Below are 21331 nucleotides of genomic sequence, written 5' to 3' on the forward strand. Positions count from 1 at the left end.
CTCATAATTCAATCAAGTCCCCTTGTCAATAGGGTTTGAGACGCGCTAACCCTGACTAAGATTGATTATACCAGAGTTGTTTGAGTTACCAACACTCTGGATTTTTTGACGTTTATTGTTATAATTTGTATCCTCTGCCATAACATTCAAAAATTTAGCAGCGGGGTTTGAATAGTTGTATATAAATTTAAAGTATAAGTGATTACCGTACTAATCAATCGTTTCATTTCATGAAAGTACAGTAATTTCAAGGTGGCTTTTATATTTTTCAGACCATTACACCCAGTTCTTTTGTTGCTAAATCGCACCACATTTTAGCCGGAGTTAAACTATATGCGGATGTGATTGTGTGTAGCCAAATTGGTAATTGGGGTAGCATAGGCAAAGGCTGATTATAGTGAAAGTTCATTACAAAATACCCGCCTCAGTTAATGCTTGACTCAAAGTATCAACCAGCCCCAAGCGTTCAGCCCATTGAGTGAGGTAGCCGTAGTCCAGATTGTCCCCTTGCAGTTTCAGTATCCCCAGAACATCACGCCACTGTTTTTCCGAACGGCTTGCCCGACCCCAAAGTAACTTTTGCAACACGATGTCTTCTGGTGAAGCAATCCAAAATCTCGGCATCCCCTCCATATCCAGCAGCTTTCTGCGAGACATTTGAGTTTCAGCAAATGGCGAATTATCCATCACAATTAAGTCAGCATTGGCTATCGTCTCAGTATGAGTGATGCTGAGAGTTCTTTCTCGCCCTAGCTTTATGTCTTCTACCGCACCCGCTGGGCAATAAAACCTAGCCGCTTCCAATGTCTGCACTAACAAGTCAATCTGACTCACTTGCACGCTTATGACCAAATCTAAATCACGGGTTGAACGCGCTTCCCCGTGAATCGAACTAGCAACACCCCCACTGACGTAGTAAGGGATGTTCATTGACTCAAATAATTGGTGGAGTTCACCAGCTAAAGCGATGGAATCTTGAATCCACATTGTTTCATCAGTACCAGTTGGTTTATAATCAGGATGGAATTTCTCTGCTAAGACTGCACGGGCAAACAGCAAGCGGATTTCTTCAACTGGTGCATCCCTTCGCCGCCATTTGATGCCAGCAAGACAAAGTTTTCTGACTCCACGGTCATGGGTAGTCGCTATTTCTACTCGTTGTTTAACAGAGAGTTGCCGCAGCTTGTTGAACAAATAGACATCAGCTTCAATACTGGTATCTGCTGCTTGCGGTCGATAACCTGGTTTGACGGTGGTTGTGACTGCTGGGTTGGACAGTATTGGCTGAGTGCGTAAGAGCGATCGCGTAGCGTCTCCTTCGGAGAATCGTTTTGTTGTCATTTATTCCTCTTTCAAAGAAAATGGCACAAGAGATGAAACTGCATAAAATGCTTCATCGTCGTCTCGGTTTATCAGTACGTAGGCTCTTAACTCTTCCTTAGCTTAAACCGTGAGAAGCCCCACACTGTACCTGTACCCAGGGAGCGTGCCCTTATGAATCACGGGACAAAAACGAGGTACACCCCCGACTAATGATAGCCATCGGCTGTCAAGGGAGAGGGGTGTCCGAGTTTTTGTCTATCTCTGGGCTTGGTAACGAGTCAATAAAGTCTTCAAGTATTTGAGTCATAGTCTTATCTTTCCAAGCCGAATATAAACGAAACTTGTTTAACCTGCGTTCGCTGATGCGTATTTGCAAATATTTATTTTTCATATTTGTTACAACATCGTCACTACATTTATGCTAACATAATTGTAACAAGGAGGTGATTTAAAGTGTTGAAAGCAATTAAGGTCAGACTGTATCCAACAACTAAACAAGAAATAGCTCTAGCCAAATCGTTTGGTTGTGCAAGGTGGTACTGGAATTATGCACTCAATGCTTGCATTCAACACTATCAAGAAACTGGAAAGTCACTAAAGCTGAGTGTTTACAAAGCTTATTTACCTCAATTAAAAGTTGAACATCCTTGGCTAAAAGAGGATTGTTATTCTGCTGTTTTACAGTGTGTAGCAATTAATCTCAACAAAGCTTATGCCAACTTTTTTGAGGGACGGGCTAAGCCCCCTAGGTTTAAGTCAAAGCATCATAAGCAATCGATTCAATACCCTCAAAACGTTAAGGTTGCGGGTGATTGTTTGGATGTTCCTAAAATTGGTGTTATTAAAGCAGTTTTTCATAGACCAATTGAAGGGAAAGTCAAAACCGTTACTATAAGCAAAACTCCCACAGATAAATATTTCGCTTCAATTTTGCTTGAGGTTGAGGGTGGTGTAGGTCAACCATCTGGTGATAAAACACTTGGTATTGACCTAGGATTAAAAGACTTTGCCATCGTGAACGATGGTGAGCAAACTACCAAGCATTCCAACCCGAAACACCTTAAACGTCATGAGAAGAATCTAGCTAGGAAGCAGAAAAAGTTTGCTCGTAAAGTTAAAGGTAGTAATTCAAGAAACAAATACAAAAAACTGGTAGCCAAGGTACACGAAAGAGTATCAAATTCCCGTCAAGACTTTCTGCATAAACTAAGCAGAAAACTGGTAGACGAGAGCCAAGTCATCATTGTTGAAAATTTAAACGTGAAGGGAATGGTACGGAACCTACGCTTGTCAAAGTCAATATCCGACGTTGGCTGGGGAATGTTTGTTAACTTCCTGGACTACAAGTTGAAACGAAAAGAGGGACGACTTGTAGAAATAGGAAGATTCTTCCCCAGTTCCAAAACGTGTTCATCCTGTGGTCATGTACTTGATGAGTTAACTCTCGATATCCGTGAATGGGCTTGTCCGTCTTGTGGCACTCATCATGATCGCGATGGTAACGCAGCATTGAACATCAGAAAAGAAGGAATTCGGATGTTGCAAACAAATGACGGAGGGAACCCCGTTATTGCTGATGGAGGCTGTGTAAGACCACCTACTCGTAAGGGCAAGGGGCAACGGTCTATGAAATCAGAAGCCCACACCGTACCCGTTAGGGTCGGTGTTGGGTAGTTCACTCATCGCTTGAAAATCTAGTTTTGTCATTCCTCGTTCCTGTTCTGTTGTCTCACTAAGCTTCATTGTTCGTCAGGCGTGTACTCCAACAAGTCGCCTGGAAAACATTCAAGCACCTTGCAAAATCGGTCAAGTGCTTCCAAGGTAAGGGACGCAACTCTTCCCTGTTCGATTTTTTGTACGTTCTGCAAGCTGTAGCCAGTCCTTCTGGCTAGCTCATTTTGAGATATCCCCTTTGATTCTCTAACTTTTTTCAGGGTTATTAGCACAGCCATAATCCTAATTCATGTCCTTCATAGTAGCACTACTGTTAGTTGGTTACTGGTTTATTGGATAACCATAAGTAATATAAAAAGCTAATGGATAACCACAGGTTGTATTACTAAGACTAATAGAAAAACAACCTTTTGGCTATTGCCCACTACTAACAGTAGTACTACTATTAATATTTAGGACAAAACAAGGAACGTCAACAGCCAGTTGTTTTTGTAACAACTGGCATTTTGTTATATGGAGTCAGAGTATGTTTACCAGAATTGAACTTGAAACCAAGAGTCTTTTGGAGTTAGTCGCGCTGTGCAATCGATATGGGTTGAAAGCGTATTCTGACCCTAATCTTAGGTCTTCTTGGGCTACTGTTTTGTTGTCTTTTTCTAATATCGCTCTTTCTCAAATGCAGCAGGGAGTTGGGTTAAAACATCCTGGGCGTGATGCTATCGAGTCTTTAATTGTTGCTTATGACGCTTTTGGGTTACCCACTCGTGAGCAATCTGCTTTGATTAAAGTTTCTGTGGAAGAGAGAAGAATAATGCCTCTGCCGTATAGAATAGAGCAGCAAAGAATCCTGGCTCTTTACCAAGCCAAACTTAATCTCGATAAGGCAATATCTCTCCTCTCAAGCTTCTAATGAAGAGGACACGGGGACGCGGGGACACGGAGAATCGTTCATTAATTTTCTCCGCGTCGCCCCCCTCTCAATAAGAATTACTAGTTGACAAGAAAAATAGCCGAAAGGCGGTTCCTGATGGCTCGTCAATTTTGGGTAATTTTCATGAATCCCCCTTTCCACAACTTGGCAGCGCCAATTGACGTACCACCAGTTATCTTAAATCTATAAGGCGCAGAGCCAATCAACTCACTTATGAGCCGAATCATTGCAGTATTTAATCAAGCGGGTGGTGTCGCCAAGTCAACTCTTACCCAAAACTTGGGCTACCATCTAGCACAAAGGGGACATCGCGTTCTCCTCATCGACATGGACCCGCAAGCCTCCTTAACAATCTTTATGGGTTTGGTTCCAAGAGAATTAAACAAAACCGTCTATGATGCCATAGTCGAAGAACAACCCCTGTCAATTCATCAGGGGATTCATGGCATGGACTTAGCCCCCACCAACACCACCCTCAGTGTGGCGGAAATGCAATTGGTCAATGCCGACCTGCGCGACTTCCGCCTTAAAGAAGCTATTGAGCCACTCCGAGACGATTACGACTTCATCTTGATAGACTGCCCTCCCAGTTTGGGACTGCTAAGTTACATTTCTCTTGTAGCAGCCACGAATGTCCTTGTGCCTATCGAAACCCATTTCAAAGCCTTTGAGGGAACAAACGAACTCCTGAAAACCGTCACCAGGGTTCGTTCCAAAGTCAACCGCAAATTGGAAATAGCAGGGTTCGTTCCCACCAAATACGATGCCCGTAATTCCCAGGACACTCGCACCTTGGGAGCCATTCAAGAACAACTTTCTCAGATGGGTCAAGTCTTTCCCCCCATTCCTCGTTTCACTGCCTTTGTTGATGCAACAGAAGACCGAATGCCCCTAGCCGTATATGAGCCAAAGCATCCTGCTGTTGCCATACTTGAACAGTTAGCTAGCAGCATGGAGTCCTTGAAATGATCCGCAAACGCAACCAACCGCTCAAAAGTAAAATTGAAGTGCCTTGGGACCCCAGAAGCGATTTATCTCCCAACACTACCGCCGACTCCACCCAGAATGTGTCATTAGAGCAGATTCATCTGCCACCGACTCAACCCCGGCGTTACTTTGACCCCCAAGCGTTAAAGGAATTAGTCGAGTCAATCAAACAACACGGCATTCTGCAACCCCTGCTAGTGCGTCCCCTGACTAAAGGCGGATACGAATTAGTGGCTGGAGAACGGCGCTACCGCGCTGCAAAAGAGGTCGGTTTAACTTCAGTCCCTGTAGTCGTGCGCGAGCTAACTGACTCGGATGCCGTGCAATTGGCTCTGATAGAAAACCTGCTCCGAGAAGACCTCAACCCAGTCGAAGAAACTGAAGGCATTCTGCAACTACTGGCTATCAGATTAGGTCGAGCGGTTGAGGAAGTTCCTCCCTTACTGCACCGCCTGCAACGCGAACTCAAAGTTGCCAATAACGTTATTGGAAAAACTGCAGCCGATAATGAACCAGAATCTGCCAATAACGTTATTGGAAAAACTGCAGCCAATGATGAACCGGAATCTGCCAATAACGTTATTGGAAAAAGTCAAGCGAAGAAATCAGATACTGCCAATAACGTTATTGGAAAAACTGCAGCAGATGATGAACCAAAATCTGCCAATAACGTTATTGGAAAAAGTGAGTCGGATGGTTCATCGTCATCCCCCAATCCGAATTTAATTGTCAATCCAGACCTAAAGATTATTGAAGAAGTCTTTACTGGCTTAGGGACAATGACCTGGGAGTCCTTCGTCAATAATCGTTTGCCCCTACTGAACCTCCCGTCAGACATTTTGGATGTGCTGCGCTCTGGACGAATTGCTTACACGAAAGCCAAAGTCATTGCTCAGATTTCCGAAAAAACAGAACGCCTTGCCTTTTTAGAGCAAGCACTTGTTCAAGACTGGTCTTTGAGTGAAATCAAAAAGCTTCTTCGTGCCAAGAAACCCCAACCCCCCACCGAAGTGAGTGACTATCCAAAGCGCTTCACCGCTGTGACGGCAAAACTTAAGAAGTCGCGCATTTGGTCAGACCCCAACAAGCGTCAACAATTAGAAACCCTGCTTGCCCAACTGGAGGCGCTAACACTAGAAGAGTCAGCGACTCCAGAATAAACATGCGTTCAGACAAAAGAAATTGACAGTTTTGCAATCAGTAGCATGGATAAATTTGCTCGCCTGCGGCTTGAATGACCTTGTTTCAACATTTCTGGTCGGCAATAGTCGCTCACTCGCTCCTGTTGACACACGCTTCAACTGGAAAAAATCGGGCGGCGACAGCGGAGGGGCTGGCGCTGCCATGAGTGAATGTGTTGTCTCACGAGTGATTTCGGTGGGCAGTGCCAGCCCCCGCCCGATTTAGCGCAGCGGTTTCCAGTTGCACTAAGCTTGTGGCGAGTCCCGAGTCAAATGGGTAGAACACCGAATACTAAGGGGTTAAACCTCACCTTAATATCATTTGTTGGGTGCTACTTTGAGGTTGTTGATACATTTCCAGGCTTATGTCAAAAATTAACCTCGAAACTTTCGACCTAACACAACTTCCAAGCGCAGAAGATGATGATTTTGAATTCAAATCAAGTGGTACTCCACATAATGACCTCAAGAAGAAACTAAGCTGTGCCGTGTCAGGCTTTGCGAATTCTGGAGGTGGATACTTTATTGCTGGTGTTGATGGCAATGGAGAGGCGGATGGTGGCTTTCCTCTAAAAATTGGGAGGCAGGATTTACGCGATTGGGTTGATCAAATCGTCAATCAAGTAGAACCAGTTCCCAGATATGACATCAAACTAATACACGATCCAATGGGACGGGGTACTATCCAGCCAGATTCAGCAGTTTTACTGGTTGCTATTCATGAAAGTTATGCTGGACCGCACATGGCTCCAGATAATCACTATTACATTCGAGCAGGCGCTCATACAGTTAAAGCTAAACATTTCATTGTCGATGCTATTTGGGCTAAGAGACACTTTTCAAAGCCACGGTTGACACATTTATTTCGACTAAAACCAGACAAAGAGCAAGCTATACAACTTGGGATTCTTGCGCTTACAGATGCACCAGCAGTCGATGTCAAGATTACTATTTCGCCTTTGCCCCAAATGATGCAACATTGTGAGAGTCTTTTTCCTCTTCAGTCATCTGTTATTGATCGGAACAATCCATTCTTTTTTGATGTAGTAACTTACTTTCAAGCAAAAGAACATTTTGGAGAGGATGTATATCTTGAAGTAGAGTATTACGATCTCGCTGGAAACTTCTATACCTATAAAACTAAAGTTGAAGTTACTAGGTCAGTCCCACCAATTTCTATTGGAAACGATAATCCCGCCAAGATGGTAAAAGCACTTGAATCGATTCATAAAGTGCTGTTACAACTTACGGCTTCACGAGAGAATGCGGTTAAGCCTAGCCTTGTTTTATCCAAGCCATCGGAGAGTATATTTCTAACCATTGAGAAGCTGATTCCCGAACTTTTAGCAGACATGAGAAATGATCTGCGTGAATATCCATTTGCACGAGAGTTTATTATTATGCCCAAAGGCGCAATTTACAACGGAGACCCTAGTAATTTAATCCTTGAGTATTACTTTGAAGATCATCCTTGGCTGAGGAGCAAACTAAGAATTTTAGAGAATCATGCTCTGATTTATGAAATTACTTACAACAACACCCCCCGTTTCGTCATCTCTGAGGAACTTGCTGCTTACTTAACGAGTAGCCAACCAAAGTAACTTAATAGTTTTCCGCCCTTGCCAGCAGCCCAACACTGCGTTGAAGCGGACAGACAAAATATTTTAGTGCTGCGTTCGGTGTTATCTGTAGCCGCTCAACTTCACCGTTAAACCGCGCTCGTTATCGGTGAGATAGTAGTTTCGGGGTTATCTGTTGGTGCCAATCGTAGATAAGGGTAGAAAGTAAACTACCCACACTGATTCGGAGTACCGAATACAGTATGAGCTTTTAGTAGCCCTGAACTGTCTGTACTGAGAGAACAGCACAAACAGTTCGAGCCTCCGGGCTGGTTTACAAAGACAGCCCCAATAGCAGCAATATTTTTTGCTCCATTTTATGTCTTATTAAATTCTAAATAACAACAACAACAACAGCGTTGAAATTTTTGGGCATTTTTGGACGCTGTAGAAGCAATAACGCTTACTATTCAACAACGTAGACAAGGAAGAGAATCCAACGAAAAAGCCCGGTCATTTCCACGTAAAGCCGATAGTCTATCATCATATCGTTGTAGAAAGTTGCTGGCAAGAAGTAACGCTGTGGAAAATATCAACAACGTAAAGTTTCTACATAGTAAACGTTATAGGCGTTACAGACGACATAATCCATTCAAATCGGCGTTACCACTCCATCCACAGTTTCCACATTTTAAGCGTTTATCAGAGCGTAGCCCAATATGCAAACACTTGCGTCGGCTGCACAGTCCTGCCCTAGCGTTCCAATCCCCAATTCTTTTTCTTTTCTTGTTCTAGAAGTTGCATCCTTTCTTGCCGCAAATACTCCAACAGTTGCGCATTCCAATCAAGAGCTTGTGGTCGCGCTATGGTTGTTTGCGGCAGCAATTCTTTTATGGCTTGTGCCGTTTCCCGTCCTGTATCATCATTGTCGTAAGCAGCAGTAATGGCAGGAATTTTTCTGAAAAATTCCAATGGCAAGCTTCTAGGGCTATCAGCTGCCAAAAACATTGTCCGCTTCTGGGGCATCCCAGAATGTGCAGCAACAGATAACGCAGCACATGAGAGTGCATCAATAGGAGATTTACAGAGGACTACCTTCTGTACTTCATCCGTTGATTTACCGCCCAAGTGGAAATAAAACCATCCCAAAGTCCGTTTCGTGCCCAGCGCGTATCCCATAAACGAATTGTTTTCTCCTCGCGTCCCCCGCAAAAACGCGCCATAAGTGATTGGGGATTGAGTATCCCCAGTCCCATTACCCTGATACTCAGTACCCCTTGACTCAAGCGCGAGCGCTGCGCTGCTACCGTTGACTGTAGATGGCGATCGCCCAGTCAGATCGCGCATCGTAAAAACAGCATTTTGCTGGTCATCAGCATAAAGCCATCCCCGTTGGTGAAGGGCAATGATAAAATTTTCAGGCAGTCCCCTAGCTTGAGTCAAATAATTCTGTACCGCTTGCCACTTTGACTCATCCGGGGTTGGTAGCACAAACTGCGGTGTCGGTTCTTCTGCGACAATTAAAGTCGCATGTTTTTGTACGTAAGCTCTGGTAGCACGTAGCATCCTTTCTTCATCAAAACGGTCATACAACCAGGCAACAGAAGACCGAAAATTACACCCATTAATGTGCATCACCAAATCAATCGCCCCACCGCCACCGGTGTTTTCATTTTGGGAAAAGTCGTAGAATTTGGACCCTTTTATATTAATAATGTGTCCCTGTCCCTTCCAGCGGTTCTGCTCCTTATTGATTAAGCTAAGTCCCAAGTGCCACGCCACATCCTCCAGTGGCAAATCCCTTAATTGCTCAGCCATTTCGCGCCACTTGAAATTCTCTGCTTCCAGTTGTGCAACCCTTTGTTCCAACTGTTGCCGCAATTTCTCAGAAGCTAGAGCCTTTTGAGATGCCCGTTTTTCTTGCTCTATAATCCGACGGCGGTCAGCCAGTTGGTGATTGATGTCTTGGATGGTAGGATCTGCCTTTATACGCTCAAACAGTTGCTGTGCAGTCTCAAAAGGTTTTGGTGCAAATCGGTCTAATTCGAGGGTGAGGGGTTCAGAGTTGACTGCTTGGTAATATTCCTTAACTTTAGTGTGTGTAGCTTTACTCCCTTTTACCCCGCGTTCAATCCCCAAAGGTGCAAGTGCTTGGGCATAAGAATCTTGAAGCTTAGATAATTTGATACTGGCTTGTCGCCCATCACCCCCAAACATCGCTTTATGACTTAACTGTTTGGTTTTATCGTTGATGGGGACGACATAAGCGTGGATGTGGGGGGTTGCTTCATCTAAGTGCAACTCAGCTCTAACGCATTTATCGCCATAATTCTCTTGCAACCACGCTTTTGACGCATTAGCAAAGTCCCACATTCTTTGTTCAACCCACTCACCAGCTCGTGATGAATCATGAGGACGAAAATATTCCGGAGATGCACTCAAGAAAATTTCGCTGCACAGCACTGCATCTTTACGCGGTTTGTGTAAAGTTGCATCAGCTATTTTAGCTTTTACTATTTCTTCTAAAGATGAGTCATTACTGTTTCCCAGAAGCCGAACATTTTCTTTATTGCGGTTGGCATTTGGGGTATCCTGAAGACGAGCAGTGTGTGCCTCACTGCCACCAACACTACCAAAAGTCTTGAGCTTCTCGACGCGCAAGATTGCTAATGCTGCCATCGTCTGTTTCCCAACTGTTGCTCCAACCGCCCTCTTTCATGAAGTATTCCCAAATCTCAGGCAGAAGCAACACACAACGATTGGTATGCACGCGATAACTTGCAACGATGTCCCGCTTTCTCGAACGAAACTTCTGTTTGAAATGCAGGCAGGAAGTTTAAGCGATGTTATTGAACGTATGGCAAGAGAAAAGCTACCCAATCAGGAGTAATTATGGCTAGCTTTGTCCAGAAATTAAGTTACAGTTTCATGCCCTACCCGAAAGCACCTTTGCGGTAGCGGTGTGGTGCTGTTATGGCACAGTCCTAGCACAACCTATTTTGACTCACACAACTTGTTGACTGAGTTAGCACGCGGGTTATTGGCACAATTTTAAGGGATTTTATGTGTCAAGTCGTGGTCAAGTTGAGCACTTGGGTGCATAAATAACTTCGCCTTGCCTCTACAAATAAGTAACTAACAACCATTCAAAATAACTCTCATTACCAAGTCAATGGGAGTTATTTTTTTTATTCAGTATCAACTCCTGTGCCCCCAGCCAAAAACTCAGCAGATCCACAAAAAGTAGCATAGATAAAAAAATCGACCCCTAGATCATCATAGAGCGAAATGAGCGGAGGATGCTCGAAAGGGCTTCACCAAACACAAAACAAAGGAGAAAAACTAATGACGGAGCAACAGTACCAACAAAAAATACCCGAACTGGAAGCAGAGTTACAAGCAGTCAAACAAGAAATTTTAAATTTTATGGCTGAACTTAAAGGGTTCAACCGTGCGGCACATGTTATCGGATTGAATGAATTGATTCAAGAATACATGCCAAAGTTTTCTAATGGTAAATAAAAGCTCCCGAATCGACATCAGGGGTTCAAACCCAAAGACAAAACCTGCCAGAGGGAGGGAGTTCATGGCAGGTACCGTTTACGCTGGAAGTTCGGCGAATTTCTCATAAAAAATTAATATTCTGATGCTTTAGAAATCGGCATCTGAAGTGAGTTACCGTATTACATGAATAACACAAAAGTTGGTTTGAGATAAGCAGTAATTCAGAAATTAATTACTTAAGATAAACTTGCTCCCGTATGTCCTTAAACTACTGAATCAATGAGCAAAGAAGCAGTCAAAGTAATCTTATGGGAAGAAAACCAAAAAGATTTTCTAAAAAAGTTCTATGATCTACAGTTTGTTCCCAGAATAGGAGAGGAAATTTACCTAAAAAAGGAAATCTGGATAGTAACCAGAGTTGAGCATGATTTAGAAGTTAGTGAGATTAATGTTTACGTGGAACTAAAGAAAAAAGACAAGCAGTATAGAGGAACAAAGGGTTCTTCCCATTGGCAGGAACAAGTGCATCAAGGCGATAGCCCTTAAGCACTACAAGCCGTTATCTCCACGCTAGATCTGATGAAACGCAGTGCGTTTTATGTGGCTGCTGGAGCGCTCAGGAACTTATAAGCAATCGTAGCAGCGCTTTGCGCTGTCACCCAATTGATTGGATCGATACTACTGAGTCTTGCTTCGGTTTCCCCGGTGAGGAACAATTAGTAGATACGCCGTATCAGTTTTCGATCTCTTCTAATAAGCACGGTAGAGTGCATGGGTTCTTTATTGAAGAAGTTTTTTATATTGTTTGGCTAGACCCTAACCATAAACTTTACTCGTAGGCGATCGCCCCCGTAGGGCGAACGGAACTTTTGTGTCTGGAGCGACAGCGACAGATGGGCGCAGCCCACCCCGCAGGGGCACAGAAGTGTAGTGAGTACACTACTATCGTAGTCACCCTACCCGAAAATCCCTTTGCGGTAGCCCTCTCGGGATGGGAAAATGCCGACAATCCTTATACAGGGCGGGTTGAGAGGAGTTTTTCAAAGAACCTGGCAATTGTTGCACCTTAATGATACCAAAATGTACCCTTTGCCCCGAGTCGGGTCTGTTTTTTTTTCCAGAATTTGATGCTGCTTTTTCAGGTATTCGGGTCATTCGGTGTACATTAATGATACCAAAATGCACGCTATGCGCAACATATGTACCCAGAACGCTCCCAGTAGAGTTATAGTCTATTTAATCACTTGTTGTACTGATATGAGTAGGTTGTCATGGGTACTAAAGGGAATCTTGCAGAACAGAATGATGATGCTTTACTGTTACGGATAAAGAGAGCACCGAATACAGATGATGGCATAGTGTTTGCATATTTGGCTAGTCAGCGACAACCGCAGACGGATTTGGCATGTGAGGCGATACGTCCCTATTGGTTGCCCCTAGCGATCAAAGAACGGGGAGTTAAGGGGAAAGAACTTAAGTCGGTTGGGCTTAAAGCGATCGCGCAGTTGATGCAGCAGATAGAGATAATCCGCTTGGAGTGCGGGTTGCGCCCAGACGAGATGCCGTTTGCCTTTCTGTTACGTAAGGATTTGGGTGCAGTGCCGACTAATACAACAACTACATCAAGAGCTATAAGTACAAATAACACAGCTACAGGTACAGACAAAACGATTGCTGATACGAAGGACTTTGACGAAGAGGAAGAAGATGAATCTGATTCAGACGTAGTTGATGATGACTTTTTGGATTTTGGTGGTATCTAGCAGTTCGCAGGCGTTTCAAGGGCGGGGTAAAGGGTAAGGGGAAAAGCGTTTTATCCTTTACCCTTTTACCTTTACCCAGCCCACACCTTGCAATTTTGGTTTGGCAGACTACTAGTTATTTGCGGTTTTGAAGTTGGTTGAATTAGATTGGAGAGAAAAATAAAAAAGTATAATAAGCAACTATGAAGTCAGACAATTTAACTGAGATTACGCAGGACTCGGAACTCCATCAAGCGACTAAAAAAGATAGGTCTTCTAAAAGTTCCACAACTGAGATAGTTGTTGTCGTTGATTTGGGTGCATCTAAGACAAAGGTCATATTTCAGGAGTACCCAGATTCAGAACCGCAAGTCATCTGCATTCAATCCGAGGTGGCAGATGTTAGTTTGGATTCATTAAAAAGTTTAGAGGTCGGTGGTCATCCAGAGGACAATTGTTGGGTAAGTTTACCGAATTCGGGGAGTTATGCACTTGGGTATTTGGCAAGATATAAGTTTGGCGGCTTAACCATGTTGCGATCGCTCAAATTTGATTTGGCGTTACCGAAGATTGCAGGTGTGCTTTGGGTTGTCAGTCAAAAATTGAGTAAAAAAACGAAAGTTTTAAAAGTACGGTTGTGTGTTCTCCTACCACCATCTGAAGGTGGAGATAGTAAAGCGCTTGAAGAGAAAATTAAGCAGGAGTTAGAAGAATTTACAACTCCAACGGGTACATTGCGCGTGAAACTGCTCGATTTTAAAGCGACTCGTGAGGGTTATGGTATTGCGTGTTATCGCCGAAATATCTTGGGTGACGACAAATTTAAACAACGCAATATTGCAGTTGTGATGGTTGGCTACCGCAATCTTTCGGTTCTTGAGTTTGTACGGGGCAAATTACTTGAAGGGGCTTCTTGCGATTTGGGGATGTCTTGGATGGTTGACACATTTGTAAAAGAGTGCGGTGCGGGACTATCAGTTGACGATCCCAAGGTGTTGCAGGCTTTAGTTGATGCAGGTGCTGACTGTGATAGCACTGTCTTATCTAAGTTATCGCGCAAGCGTAACAACTCGGAGCAAACTGCAGATGGGGCAAAGTTTTCTCTTGTTGCAAGAAAAGCACGTGACAATTATGCGTTGGCAGTTATCCGGTGGTTGTCGCAAAATATTCCTGAAGAGACTGATGAGATTATCTTCTGTGGTGGTACAGCGAGATATATCTCTGATAAACTGTGTGAATATTATGACGGCAAAGAAATTCCTGTTGAATGGGATGGTGGGATTGTCGTTCCCAAAGTTTTAGATAAATTGGAGATGGGAGAACGTCTTGCCGATGTGTTTGGGTTGTATCAATATTATGTCAATAAGTTAGATGAATTAAAAAAAAAAGACGGAGCGGCTAGGTTACCACAAATGATAGAAGCAGCAGATAGAGCGGAAAAAGAAGCAGTCCAAAAAGCCAAAACAGAAGCAGCCCAGAAAGAAAAAGCTCATAAGATTGCTCAATTAGTTGCTCAGATAAAAGAAGCGAAAAAAAACAAATGGGAACCGTGGTGGTTGGAGGAACAATTGTATAAATTAACTGATGGTAAGCAGGGCAGACTCATTTAACAGCCCTATGCCCAGTGGGTACGGTCACGGCTATCGCCGAATGGTACAGACCGGACACAGGAGGACGGTTGAAGAGGTGAGAAGAGGAAGGGGGCAGGTCGGGTTTGGGGCAGGGGGAAATGGATTGCCAAGCGCGATTTTGTCAAGCTGGAAGCGTTCGCTCACTATATGACTGTTCCATCCCTATGAAATCACTTCATTCTCGAATGCCAATAACGTTATTGGAAACTATCCCCAGATTAAAAATAACTAAAAAGATGCTTTAGTTTCTATTAAATGCTCAAGTACTTCGTTACGCGAAGCGCGAGTTCGTAGAACGCAGCAGCAGGAGTCAGCACGTTCCGCACCAGTTGTTAATTAATATCTATTTTAGAGAAAATCAAATCATACGTAATGAATAATTTTATCGTGGTAATGTAATATTTTCTGTAAATATACCCGCTATGAAATAGCAGGAACAATTCTAATTTATCCAACAAGAGTCAGGGCATACAACTCGAAATAATACATTTTTTAATAGAAATCAATTAGTCAATTCATATTTGAAGCTCGAAAAAAGCCTAGTTGATAAACTTCAACCAGGCTTAATATCATGTCATACAATTAGCTCGATACTCTAGGCAGATAAAAGCTCTATGCCGCAGGTTGTTCGAGATTCACTTTGACGACTTTATTTTTTTCTTGCTCGGTTTTAGGCAGAGTCAAATTCAAAATCCCATCTTTGTATTCAGCTTTAACATTGGTATTTTGAATCCGAGATCTTAGAGGAATCACTCGTTGGAACTTGCCGTAGTAGAATTCACTTCTTGTTCTGCCATTCTCGTCAGTTTTGGTTTCTGACTTACGCTCAGCAACCACCTTAACTGCATTCTCGGTGACTGAGATATCTACATCTTTAGCATCAATACCAGGGAGTTCCAGCTTCAGGTGTACGGCATCTTCGGTTTCGTGCAGTTCGGCTGCTGGAGCTTTGGTAAAGGTTGGTGCTTGAAAATCTTCAAAAAGGGTGTCGATTTGACGTTGCAGTGTGTTCAATTCTTGCCAGGGATTGTAACGTACTAATACCATAATTCGCTCTTGTGATTCGTAATTGTTTCTTTATTGACTTCAGAATTTATCAAGCAGCTTTGATTCTTATAGTAAGGATGATTTTCATGACTGAAAATACGGTTAATAGCACCGGAAGAATTGATGATTACCGCACAAGAATTCCGGCAGAATCAAAGGTGGTAAAATCATGTCTTTCTTGGTACGGTAAACCCAACAATTAGGGAATATAAGCTAATAGAGAAATCACCACAGAAAGCTGACTCCGGAAGGTAGTCAAGTCCAAAAAGAACGCAAATGTAAAACCAATCGCCTGGAGTCAGTTGGCTTATGATTCCTACCTCAGCACCTCCTGAATGATTTTCAAGCGAGTCGGCGACATTTGAGCGATCGCTCATATGCTCACCGACAACTTTTGAGCGCGCTACGAGACTTTCACCCCAAATAGGTGTAGAGAAGTTTTCTTCTCGCAACCCATTTTTTTTTGGGGTGTGGTGCTATAGCATTTGGTAGAGGAGGAGTTTAAAATTACCTCTCTTATTGCCCGTGAAAAAGAACGCAGCCCGTTCAGTCCCCAATCCAGAATCGCTCGTTTTAACAATACCTTTGCCATTAACTATGCATCCGGCGGAGGTATACTTGGCGGGTCTGGGTGAGGGTTCTCGACGGACAATGCGGGAGGCGCTCAATGCGATCGCCCCCGGTTGGTAGCTGCACCATGACGCGATGTTCTCCCACTCCCCAATGGCGGAAAACTTGTTGGATTAGTTCGAGTTGGTAGTCACGCAGTTGGCTAACCAACAACTCAGGCAATCTCCCCCACTTTTTTGGACTCTCTATTGTGGTCAGATAATTACACAACCGAAGCCCTTGCCTGTCATTTCTCTTTGCTCTCTTTGTAGAGGGAAGATAGCTTCATCCGTCGGCGATCACGCGAAAGTGGCACTAAAGTAGGGACTTGGTTTTGAGTATTGCTTTCTTTAAAACTTTCAACCACCTTAGATAATTCTGCAATTGTCGGTGATTCAAATACGCTACGCAAAGGTAACTCCACCTTAAAAGCGTCACGCACTCTAGAAACAAGCTGAGTTGCCAGTAATGAATGACCGCCTAGTTCAAAGAAATTATCATGAATACCTAAGCGTTTGAGTCCCAAAACCTCAGCAAAAATTTTCACCAGCACTTCTTCAAGGGGAGTCCGAGGCGCGACACAACCTCCTGCCAATTCTGGCTTGATGAGATCGGGTGCTCTTAAGGCGCGGCGATCCACTTTGCCATTAGGTGTCAGAGGTAGGGACTCCAGCACTACAAAAGCTGATGGCATCATATACTCAGGTAGCTTTTGTGCTAGATAAGTCTGCAATTGCGGCACTAACTTACGCGCAGCTTTGGCTTGTAGGGGATTATTGGCATAAGATTGCCATGAACGCAATTGAGGAGCCAGCTGCTTTCGCGGGTTTGCCGACTGGAGCAGACTAGTGTTGCTAAGTGGACAAATAGTTCTCTTACCTATTGCTTCTTTCTGAACAAAAACTACGTCGTAGCGTCCTTCATTACTGGAATTTGACCAGCTAATATCAACGTTGTAGCGTAGTTGATTAGCCAGCGCATAAAAATCTTCTGGATCTACTCCTAAATTCTGGAGTTCTTGCAAGGCTTTACGCATCTGACCCGCTGTTTGAAAATCGTCTACACCCGATAGCCATTCTGCTGTTTTCACTGCTGTCATAACCCGTGCATTAGGCACATTAGTAATGCCTAACATTTCTGGTTTTTTATCAACCAATATCTGTTGCACTGTTGACACTGTGAGATTATTTTCAGACCAGTTCAGCACTGAATAATTTTCAGGATGACTAACAGTTTCACCGCCAACATGAAGAATCGCATTGTAACGAAATTGAGTTAATTCATTGTGGTAGCGACCGCGCATCAGTTGAATTTGTACGTGGCTAATCTCAGGAAAGCGCTGCTTTAATGCATTGAAAAAAGCTGGGTCAATGACTAACTCTGTTTCTTGGAAAATTTGCATTTGTACTCGTTGCTGCAACTGTTCCCGAGTCAGAGAGGGTTCAGCTTGATAGAGTTGCACCGACGCATGGAAAGCTTGCAACAGTGGCAGACTACGCACATCTCCTATAAAAATAAAACCACCAGGAGCAGTTGCCTGTACAGCACCTTCTAACACCTGCAAAAGATAGTCAATACTGGGAAAATATTGCACAACCGAGTTGAGAATCACCGCATCAAAAGCTGCTGCTTCTACTTCTTCAAAGTCAGTAGCCATCTTCTGGTGCAGCGTGACTTGAGATAACTCTTGCTTTGCCAGCTGCTGTTGGATATTGTTAAGTGAAGCCGAGGAAAAGTCCGTCCCACAATATTTAGTGCAGTGAGGCGCAATTTTGAACAAAATTAGACCTGTTCCACAACCAATTTCTAGTACTCGCTTAGGTTGCAAAGCCAGAATTTGCGCCGCTTGGTTATTCACCCACTCGCGCATCTGCTCTGCCCCAATAGGCTGATTTGTGTAACTGCTATTCCAGCCTACAATATTGAATGTTGGTTCGCAATCAGCAGCAGGTTGATTATAAGTTTCGTTGTAGAGCATCTGCCATTGCAAAACCTGCTCATCCTGCAATGGCAGATATTGCATATGCTCCTGCTCACTGCTGTATTCAGCATTTAGCGCCACATAAGCTACTAGACGCTTTTCGCCTACATCCTCACGAGCCATCACTACTGTTTCTCTCACTGCTGGATGCGCAATCAGCACTGCTTCAATTTCTCCCAACTCGATGCGGTAACCGCGAATTTTCACCTGCTCATCGAGGCGACCTAAAAATTCAATATTGCCATCTAAACGATAACGAACTAAATCACCTGTTTTGTAAAGGCGTGCTTTTGGCTGATTCCTAAAAGGATGAGAAATGAATCTTTCAGCAGTGAAATCAGGACGGTTTAAATAACCTCGTGCCAATCCATCACCAGAAATATACAATTCTGCCGGAACGCCGATGGGTACAGCTTGTAAATGTTTATCCAGCACATAAACTTGAGTGTTGGCAATGGGACGACCAATTGCAGGTGATACGTCTTCTTGATTTTTAACAGGAACTTGACCGGAAGTTGTTACAACTGTATTTTCAGTTGGACCATAATTGTTAACTACTAAAAAAGGAAACTCAGCCAGAGGATAATGATTCAGTTTGTCCCCACCTGTCAGTAATATTCGTAAAGCTATATTATTCGACCAATCTAATAATAAAAGTTTCTCTGCCAAAGGTGTTGGAACAAAGCTAATTGTTATAGCTTCTGAAACTAGCCAATTTTGCAATTTCTCTGGCGAGCGCCTAGTTTCATCATCTGGAAAATAAATACTTGCTCCCGCACTCAAAGAAGGCAAAATTTCCCAACTGCAAGCATCAAAGGCAACTCCGGCAATCTGCGTGACTCGGTCAAGCGGTGAAACTGCAAACTCTTTTTGATGCCAAAAAACCAGATTTAACAATCCCCTATGTTCAATTTGCACCCCTTTAGGTTTTCCAGTTGAGCCAGAGGTGTAAATAACATAAGCGAGGTTGTCTGCTGTAACGTTGCTGCTCGGATTATCTTCGCTTTCTTGAGCAAGAGTTTCCCAATCTTTATCCAAACAGATTATATGTGAATTGTGTATTCCAATACGCTCTATCCACTGCTTGTGAGTTAATAAAACTGGAACTTGAGCATCTTCAAGCATAAAGCTCAAACGCTCAAAGGGATAGGTTGGATCTAAAGGCACATAAGCTCCTCCCGCTTTCAGGATACCTAACATTCCGATTACCATATCAAGAGAACGCTCTATACAAAGTCCTACTAAAACTTCTGCACCAACACCCAGTTTTTGTAAGTAATGTGCAAGTTGGTTGCTGCGTTTATTTAACTCCCGGTAGGTGAGCTGTTTATCTTCAAATACCAGCGCGAGCGCATCAGGAGTCAGTTCTGCAATACTTTCAACTAACTGATGAATGCATCTATCTTGAGGATAGTCTGCTTGGGTATTGTTCCATTCCACTAACAACTGATGTAACTCAGCTTTGCTTAAAATCGGTATGTCTGCAATTCGTTGTTCTGCATGAGCGACAATATTTTCTAGCAGCGTTTGGAAATGTCCCAACATCCGGGTAATAGTAGCATCATCAAATAAATCAGTGCTGTAAATGACAAAACCACTAATTCCTTCTGAGCTATCTACCCATAATCCATTTTGAGGCGTAAGCGTTGCTCCTCCTTTGGAGGCTCGCTCCCACAGGTGAAACTCCAAATCAAACCGCGTTGTTTCACTATCAAATGGAAGCGGATTTAGGGTTAACCCTGGTAACTCCAACGCTGACATTGGTGCATTTTGAAGCGCAAACACCACCTGAAACAGAGGATTTTGATTCAAGTTACGTTCTGGATGCAGTTCCTCCACCAGCTTTTCAAAAGGCAAATCTTGGTGAGCATAAGCTCCCAAAGCTACCTCTTTCACTCGACTCAATAATTCCTGAAAAGTTGGGTTTCGACTAAGGTCGGTACGCAGCACTAAACTATTGACAAAAAAGCCAATTAACCCTTCTATTTCACTACGGTTGCGGTTGGCAATCGGTGAACCCACAGCAATATCTTCTTGCTGCGTGTAGCGATAGAGTAAAATTTGGAATGTTGCTAGCAAGGTTATGAACAAAGTCACCCCTTCCTGTTGCGACAGAGCCTCTAACGCTTCGCTCAAGCTTTTTGGTAATTGCAAAAATTGCCTTGCACCTCGGTAGGTTGGAACTGTTGATCTTGGTCGGTCAGTAGGCAGATTCAACACGGAAATGCCGTCCAACTGTTGCCGCCAATAACCTAGTTGCCTTTCCAACACTTCCCCTTGCAGCCATTGACGCTGCCAGTATGCAAAGTCTGCATATTGAATGGGGAGTTCCGGCAGGTCAGAAGGCTGATTTGTGGTAAAGGCTGTGTAAAGCGCTGCTATTTCCCGAATAAGTACCCCGACAGACCAACCATCAGAGACAATGTGGTGCATATTCAGCAGTAAAATATGTTCTGCCTCATCCAACCGTAGCAGTGTTATTCGCAGCAACGGGTCACTTGATAAATTGAAAGGACGTTGAGCTTCCTGGGTAGTGAGTTGTCGTGCTTGTATTTCGCGTTGCTCCCTCCGAGTCGCTGCGCTAACGACTTGTGGCAATTCCTGTAAATCAATTACCGATAAAGATACTTTTAAAGTGGGTGCAATGACCTGAATTGGTTGCCCTTGCACCATGACAAAAGTGGTACGTAAAGCTTCGTGACGCCGCACAATTTCATTAAAAGTTTGTTCCAGCGCCGTTAAGTTCAGCGAACCTGTTAGATGCAGAGCTGCCGGAACGTTATAAAAAGGATTGTTGGGTACTAGTTGGTCAAGAAACCATAGCCGCTGTTGAGCAAAGGAGAGAGGGAGGACAGTTGTGTTCCGTGAAATATGTACCAGGGGTGTAGAAGTGTAGCTGGTAGTATAATGAGCTGCTTTTAAAAATTCAATAATTTCTGCTTTGCGCTCTTGAATTTCTGCACGTAGTTCTGGTGTGAGAATTCCTTCCGGGGCGTTACAGCGCAACCGTTCGTCTTCAACAAAAACTTGAATATCTAAGCTGCGAAGATAAGATAAAAACTGAACTGTTTTCAAAATTACACTCCTTCGCAACAGTTGTTAATGACTACTTATTCATTGACCCAGTATTTTTAGCACACTTAGAACACCATACAAATCATT

Annotated in this window: 15 protein-coding genes and 1 pseudogene; 10 read left to right on the forward strand and 6 right to left on the reverse strand. The window is 43.5% G+C overall.

Annotated elements, in window-relative coordinates; all coding sequences use genetic code 11:
- Positions 1-408: 408 nt before the first annotated feature.
- On the reverse strand, positions 409-1341 hold the full coding sequence (locus DP117_RS34835; RefSeq protein WP_248277979.1) for a hypothetical protein: 933 nt from the start codon (positions 1339-1341) through the stop codon (positions 409-411).
- 435 nt (positions 1342-1776) lie between these two features.
- Between DP117_RS34835 and DP117_RS34840 the strand changes: the two genes are divergently transcribed.
- Complete coding sequence (locus DP117_RS34840) at positions 1777-2997, forward strand: RNA-guided endonuclease TnpB family protein (RefSeq protein ID WP_169222700.1); 1221 nt, start codon at positions 1777-1779, stop codon at positions 2995-2997.
- Positions 2998-3062: 65 nt separating this feature from the next.
- Here DP117_RS34840 and DP117_RS34845 read toward each other — a convergent pair whose 3' ends face one another.
- On the reverse strand, positions 3063-3275 hold the full coding sequence (locus DP117_RS34845; protein WP_169222701.1) for a helix-turn-helix domain-containing protein: 213 nt from the start codon (positions 3273-3275) through the stop codon (positions 3063-3065).
- Positions 3276-3523: 248 nt separating this feature from the next.
- Between DP117_RS34845 and DP117_RS34850 the strand changes: the two genes are divergently transcribed.
- The 4 genes from DP117_RS34850 to DP117_RS34865 all read left to right on the forward strand — a co-directional run bounded on the left by DP117_RS34850 (position 3524) and on the right by DP117_RS34865 (position 7697).
- Positions 3524-3907, forward strand: coding sequence for a hypothetical protein (locus DP117_RS34850; protein WP_169222702.1), 384 nt, complete (start codon positions 3524-3526; stop codon positions 3905-3907).
- A 234-nt stretch (positions 3908-4141) separates the two neighbouring features.
- Positions 4142-4897, forward strand: coding sequence for a ParA family protein (locus tag DP117_RS34855; RefSeq protein ID WP_169222703.1), 756 nt, complete (start codon positions 4142-4144; stop codon positions 4895-4897).
- The gene (locus DP117_RS37160; RefSeq protein WP_169222704.1) at positions 4894-6075 is read left to right on the forward strand and encodes a ParB/RepB/Spo0J family partition protein; all 1182 of its coding nucleotides are present in this window, start codon (positions 4894-4896) and stop codon (positions 6073-6075) included. Before DP117_RS34855 ends, DP117_RS37160 begins: the two co-directional genes overlap by 4 nt.
- Before the next feature lie 386 nt (positions 6076-6461).
- The gene (locus tag DP117_RS34865) at positions 6462-7697 is read left to right on the forward strand and encodes an ATP-binding protein (protein WP_169222705.1); all 1236 of its coding nucleotides are present in this window, start codon (positions 6462-6464) and stop codon (positions 7695-7697) included.
- Between the two features lie 711 nt (positions 7698-8408).
- On the opposite strand, the gene mobV is transcribed toward DP117_RS34865, so the two are convergent.
- On the reverse strand, positions 8409-10334 hold the full coding sequence (gene mobV, locus DP117_RS34880; protein ID WP_169222706.1) for a MobV family relaxase: 1926 nt from the start codon (positions 10332-10334) through the stop codon (positions 8409-8411).
- Between the two features lie 666 nt (positions 10335-11000).
- Between mobV and DP117_RS34885 the strand changes: the two genes are divergently transcribed.
- The 4 genes from DP117_RS34885 (at position 11001) to DP117_RS34900 (ending at position 14511) form a co-directional block, all read left to right on the forward strand.
- Positions 11001-11177 carry a hypothetical protein gene (locus DP117_RS34885; protein ID WP_169222707.1) on the forward strand — a complete coding sequence of 59 codons (177 nt, stop codon included), beginning with the start codon at positions 11001-11003 and terminating at the stop codon, positions 11175-11177.
- Between the two features lie 261 nt (positions 11178-11438).
- Positions 11439-11705, forward strand: coding sequence for a hypothetical protein (locus tag DP117_RS34890; RefSeq protein WP_169222708.1), 267 nt, complete (start codon positions 11439-11441; stop codon positions 11703-11705).
- Positions 11706-12430: 725 nt separating this feature from the next.
- Complete coding sequence (locus tag DP117_RS34895) at positions 12431-12922, forward strand: hypothetical protein (protein ID WP_169222709.1); 492 nt, start codon at positions 12431-12433, stop codon at positions 12920-12922.
- Between the two features lie 182 nt (positions 12923-13104).
- Entirely contained in the window at positions 13105-14511 is a 1407-nt protein-coding gene (locus DP117_RS34900) for a ParM/StbA family protein (protein ID WP_169222710.1), read from the forward strand.
- A 633-nt stretch (positions 14512-15144) separates the two neighbouring features.
- On the opposite strand, the gene DP117_RS34905 is transcribed toward DP117_RS34900, so the two are convergent.
- Positions 15145-15579, reverse strand: coding sequence for an Hsp20/alpha crystallin family protein (locus DP117_RS34905; RefSeq protein WP_169222711.1), 435 nt, complete (start codon positions 15577-15579; stop codon positions 15145-15147).
- Between the two features lie 167 nt (positions 15580-15746).
- Positions 15747-16031, reverse strand: a complete 285-nt coding sequence (locus DP117_RS34910; RefSeq protein ID WP_169222712.1) for a hypothetical protein — start codon at positions 16029-16031, stop codon at positions 15747-15749.
- Positions 16032-16104: 73 nt separating this feature from the next.
- On the opposite strand from DP117_RS34910, the pseudogene DP117_RS36840 reads away from it, so the two are divergent.
- Positions 16105-16257, forward strand: a pseudogene (locus DP117_RS36840) (integrase); the annotation flags it as partial.
- A 178-nt stretch (positions 16258-16435) separates the two neighbouring features.
- Here DP117_RS36840 and DP117_RS34920 read toward each other — a convergent pair.
- Positions 16436-21244 carry a non-ribosomal peptide synthetase gene (locus DP117_RS34920; RefSeq protein ID WP_169222714.1) on the reverse strand — a complete coding sequence of 1603 codons (4809 nt, stop codon included), beginning with the start codon at positions 21242-21244 and terminating at the stop codon, positions 16436-16438.
- Between the last annotated feature and the right edge of the window lie 87 nt (positions 21245-21331).

Source organism: Brasilonema sp. UFV-L1 (assembly GCF_012912105.1).
GTDB lineage: Bacteria > Cyanobacteriota > Cyanobacteriia > Cyanobacteriales > Nostocaceae > Brasilonema.